The 4,559-nt window shown below is 56.8% G+C and carries 5 protein-coding genes and 1 pseudogene; 1 reads left to right on the top strand and 5 read right to left on the bottom strand.

Annotated elements, in window-relative coordinates; all coding sequences use genetic code 11:
- A partial coding sequence (locus ASD07_RS32340; protein ID WP_162246578.1) for an RHS repeat protein occupies positions 1-272 on the bottom strand: 272 nt, incomplete at its 3' end.
- A 52-nt stretch (positions 273-324) separates the two neighbouring features.
- Here ASD07_RS32340 and ASD07_RS18190 point away from each other — a divergent pair.
- A complete protein-coding gene (locus ASD07_RS18190; protein WP_082507415.1) occupies positions 325-1,446 on the top strand; it encodes an integrase core domain-containing protein in 1,122 nt (373 codons plus the stop codon).
- A 264-nt stretch (positions 1,447-1,710) separates the two neighbouring features.
- Here the strand turns inward: ASD07_RS18190 and ASD07_RS18185 are convergent, their stop codons facing one another.
- From ASD07_RS18185 to ASD07_RS32330, 4 genes and pseudogenes are all read right to left on the bottom strand, one after another.
- A complete protein-coding gene (locus ASD07_RS18185; protein ID WP_055933611.1) occupies positions 1,711-2,088 on the bottom strand; it encodes a hypothetical protein in 378 nt (125 codons plus the stop codon).
- Between the two features lie 5 nt (positions 2,089-2,093).
- Complete coding sequence (locus ASD07_RS32335) at positions 2,094-3,485, bottom strand: RHS repeat-associated core domain-containing protein (RefSeq protein ID WP_055933607.1); 1,392 nt, start codon at positions 3,483-3,485, stop codon at positions 2,094-2,096.
- A 2-nt stretch (positions 3,486-3,487) separates the two neighbouring features.
- On the bottom strand, positions 3,488-4,159 hold a 672-nt coding region (locus ASD07_RS18175; RefSeq protein WP_229207198.1), incomplete at its 3' end, for an RHS repeat-associated core domain-containing protein.
- A 202-nt stretch (positions 4,160-4,361) separates the two neighbouring features.
- Positions 4,362-4,520, bottom strand: a pseudogene (locus tag ASD07_RS32330) (hypothetical protein); the annotation flags it as partial.
- Positions 4,521-4,559: the final 39 nt, after the last annotated feature.

Genomic DNA, 4,559 nt, shown 5'->3' with positions numbered 1-4,559 from the left:
CCGTCGTAACGGTAGTCGGTTTGTTTGCCTTCCCCATCAATGGAGTTGATCTTGCGATCGGCCGCGTCGTATTCGAACYTGGTGACGTTCAGGTTCGGGTCGACCGTCTTGACCAGGTTTCCCACCTCGTTGTACTCATTGGCGGTGACCTGATCCAGTTCGTCAACGCTGGTGACCAGGCGGTTCGCCGCATCGTAGACGAACTTGGAAATATGGCCGCGTGCGTTGGTTTCGCTGACGCGGTTGCCGTTCTTGTCGTAGTTGTATTCAATAGAGGCCCATGGCCTCCGGCAGCCTGCGAATTCATCATTTCACAGGCTGCAAATGGAACGGATTTTTAAAGATCGATTGCCGTTTTGCGTCGGCAAAACATTTGCACGGACGGGCTGCCAGAATTCTAGTCGATTGATGCTGCCGCGTGAAGAAAGATCCCGTCATTACAAGCGAAAAACTGCATTCATGATGTCCGCTTTCGAATGCCGGATCGCACGGCAAAAATCTGTACAAACAACTATAAGAATGAATTTTCTGCTTCAGTACTACATCTGTTTCATGGACTCGTGGAGCAAGCATCTACGGCAAGTGCTGCGCAAGCAAGCTTTGTTAGTCGACTTCACCCGAAGAACGGCGCAGCCACCAAACTTGCGAGTTCGCCCGGCACCACCACGCCAAACGCGCCGAAACCGCAAGTCTGACTGGGCGGTCGAACTGGTGCTGGCGTTGCATCGACACGGCCTGAGCATCCGTCAGATCAAGGCCCAGTTTGATAGGCAGGGCGCAGCCCTTGGCCAGTCGATCAGCCTCGGCACCATTTGCGACTGGCTGCGACGCTACGCCTCGAACATGCGCGCCGTTCAGCTGCGAACCAAGCATCGGCTGCCGAAGCATATTCCAGCCAACAAAGAATGGGGCGTGGATGCCACTGGAAAGCATGACGCGGCAGGCACCGCGCACTTCATCTTTGGCATCATCGACTGCGGCACTCGCCTTTGCATTCATCTTTCCCGCACAGAGGGCCAGACATCAAAGGTGCTGCTGAACAAGCTGCGTGCAGCCGTTGCCATTTACGGTAAGCCGCAGCGGATTTGCACCGACAACGCACCGGTCTTCCACAGCAAGGAATTCGCGCAAGGATTACGCGCGCTCGGTATCAAACATCGCTTTATCGAGCGTGGCAAGCCCTGGCAAAACGGACGCATTGAGCGCTTGTTCCTGACCTTGAAGCAGAAGCTGAACCTACTGGTGCCTGAGCGCCCTCAGGACCTGGACTCCTTGCTTGCCGCGTTCAGGCAGTGGTACAACGAGGTTCGTCCGCATCAGCATTTGTTCGGCTGGACACCGATGGAAGCATGGCGCGGCATCAACCCTTATCTGAATCGACCGAAAGCGTTCGTTCCATACCAGGGCTGGAACGGGATTCTCAAAGGATTCGTGCCGCTGCATTAGCCAGCAACCATGTGGTCCGTTGAACATGGCGAACGACAGGTGTTCAGGCTCGCGCTCGCGTGCTTGCCTGGAATTGCTGAAATAGCAGGCACATTGAGTTGGCCGGGCAGACAGTTTGCTGATTAAAGCGGCTCGACGGTCAACGAGTTGTGCCCGACGCCCCGCTTTTTGGCTTGAAAAAAGTGGCCCGCCGCCCCCTACCCCAATTTCAACTGAACACTGAACGGGGCAACTAAACGGGGCAGTTGAACGGGGGCAGCGGCACTAAGTCGGCATTGAATCGATATTTTCCAAAGAATAGAGCGGCTCAAAAGCCTCCGCATCACTTCCGACCCAACCGCCAAAACTCTGCAGAAGTGTCCTCAAAACCACCTTCAATTCGGGCAAATTCACGTTGTGATACGAAACACATAAGCAGCTTCTCGCGTTAATTCGTGAAATCACTTCCAAATCTGCTGGCCCACCAAAATCATCATTGATATTCATCTTCTGTACTTGAAAACGCATTGAATCGCTCATGTCTATTTGCAGCGCGTCTTGATTTTCTGTCAAGTAGAGATTGTATGAAAATTCCTCACTAAGTAATTTACATACTTTGTCCAAAGCGATATCAGAAGAGGAAAAATAGAATACGTCGTTCATAAGATCTATTCTGCGATCACGTCAATTACTTCCTGCATTTTATCAGATGCAAGGCCCCCTGCCTTCTCAACAGATTTCTTGGCGTGGATAGAGAAACCCTTCCTGTCGCAAGCAAGGCCGATACATACTTTCCCACTCGGGTTTATCGAAGGATCCAATCTATCCTTAACTTGACGAGATAGCCCCTGTCCTTGCCCGGCTTTGATCTCGACGATAGCATTATCAGTTTCAAAATCGATTTCCAGTTCGCGACCATCGCTGTGCGTTCGCTTGTGTCCTGACTGATAGGGTCTACCCGGGTATTTCTTTTCAAACTCTTTGACAAATTCCTTAACTTCCGGCTCGTCTGCCGTCGTAATGACCGGCGTTTTCTGTTCTCCTCGTTTATCGGCCTTGACGGACTCCTGAGAAGTACCGGCTTCTTCATGGCCTGCCTTGCCAACTCGCCTGCCCGCTCCATCGTTTGATTCTTGAACGGTGATATTTTCGTTCTGGTTCGCAGTGCTCGCCTTCACTGCCACAGGCGGTTTGGTCGCTGGCGGGGCAGATTGACGCTTACGCATGGCATTCGCAACTTGGCCAACTTTATCTTTAACCGCACCGATAACCGCTTGGCCCATCTTCGTGCGTGATGCTGCTACGCCAACTGGCGCGAGCACCCCTACGCCGAGGCCGATGGCACCAGATGTCAGGGTACGTTTGCCATCGAAGTGATCCTGCAAGCCAGCAGCGATGTTGACACTTTGGGTCGCCGCATCGGTGCCCGCTGCAGTCACACCACCGACGGCGGCGCTGCGCAGTACTTGGCCACCTAGCGTCGTCGTCACCGTACTGCCGGCACCTCCACCAATGAAGACACTCGCAGCATTGATGCCAACAATCGCCATACCGCCGCCCATGCCTCGGCCGAAGTATTGCTTGCGAGTGATCTTGCCTTCGTAATACTGGTCCGCAACCGGGTCATGCACCGTTGTAAATCCGAAGGTCAGGCCAGCCGCTGCTCCCTTCATAAATGCATAGCCTGCGCATGACCATGCTCCGCAGCCCTCTGCCCAGTTGTCAATAGTGGCCGAAATGGATTCGTACCCATTCAGGTCGTAATACACCGTCGGATTGCCGTAGGCGTACAGGTAATGGTGCAGCGACAGCGGCGTGTTCCAGTCGCCCTCATACGGGTCTTGCGTAATGAAGCGCCCCAGTTGCGGGTCGTAGTAACGCGCCTGGAAGTACACCAGGCCGGTCTCCGCATCCATCTGGTGGCCGGTGTAGCCGAACTTGTTGGCGCTCTGGCCGGTCGCCTCGGTGATGTTGCCGAAGGCGTCGTAAACAATCTCGCTCTTCAGCTTGCCGCTGCCATCGGTGGTGGCGACGATCGAGCCCAGCGCGTCGCGATGCAACNCCAGTCGCCTTCATACGGGTCTTGCGTAATGAAGCGGCCTAGCTGCGGGTCGTAGTAACGCGCCTGGAAGTACACCAGGCCGGTCTCCGCATCCATCTGGTGGCCGGTGTAGCCGAACTTGTTGGCGCTCTGGCCGGTCGCCTCGGTGATGTTGCCGAAGGCGTCGTAAACAATCTCGCTCTTCAGCTTGCCGCTGCCATCGGTGGTGGCGACGATCGAGCCCAGCGCGTCGCGATGCAACGCCTGGCTGCCGTCGTCGCGGTGCCACATGCCGACCGGGTGGCGGCCGTCGTTGTCGTAGCGGGCGATGACTTCGCCGCCGCTGTCGCGGTCCTGGAAKGCATTGCGGCCATCCCACAGGGTGCGCAGCTTGACCGGKGGTGCGCCCGGCTGCARCGGGTCCTTGGCTTCCTTCTCGATGCGCAGGCCAAGGTGGTCGTTGCTGTAGCGGCCCAGCRTGGTGCCGTTGCGCGCTACCGAGATCAGGTTGTCGTTGCCGTTGTAGCGGTAGATGGTGCTRTCGCTGCCCTGCTTCTTCTCSGTCAGGTTGCCTTCGCCGTCGTAGTTCAGCGTGGTGATCACGCCGCTGCCGTCGTCGATGGTCTTGGTGGCGGCCGTCGTTGTCGTAGCGGGCGATGACTTCGCCGCCGCTGTCGCGGTCCTGGAAGGCATTGCGGCCATCCCACAGGGTGCGCAGCTTGACCGGGGGTGCGCCCGGCTGCAACGGGTCCTTGGCTTCCTTCTCGATGCGCAGGCCAAGGTGGTCGTTGCTGTAGCGGCCCAGCATGGTGCCGTTGCGTGCGACCGAGATCAGGTTGTCGTTGCCGTTGTAGCGGTAGATGGTGCTGTCGCTGCCCTGCTTCTTCTCCGTCAGGTTGCCTTCGCCGTCGTAGTTCAGCGTGGTGATCACGCCGCTGCCATCGTCGATGGTCTTCAGCTCGTTGCGCGAGCCGTAGGTCGAGGTGCGCTTGGTTACCGTTGGCGCGCCGCCGTTTGCCGTGGTGGTCACGGTTTCGGTCAGGCGGTTGGCCATGGCGTCCAGGCCGAAGTCGGTGGCAACCGACTTGGCGGC

It is taken from the genome of Duganella sp. Root336D2, from assembly GCF_001425005.1.
Lineage (GTDB): Bacteria > Pseudomonadota > Gammaproteobacteria > Burkholderiales > Burkholderiaceae_D > Rugamonas.
Note: the sequence above shows the minus strand (reverse complement) of the source record. Positions and strands in the feature narration are given on the sequence as shown.

Excerpts from the sequence above, each read along its gene's own strand:
- ASD07_RS18190 (WP_082507415.1), top strand. The coding sequence starts at position 325 with ATGGAACGGATTTTTAAAGATCGATTGCCGTTTTGCGTCGGCAAAACA.
- ASD07_RS18185 (WP_055933611.1), bottom strand. The coding sequence starts at position 2,088 with ATGAACGACGTATTCTATTTTTCCTCTTCTGATATCGCTTTGGACAAA.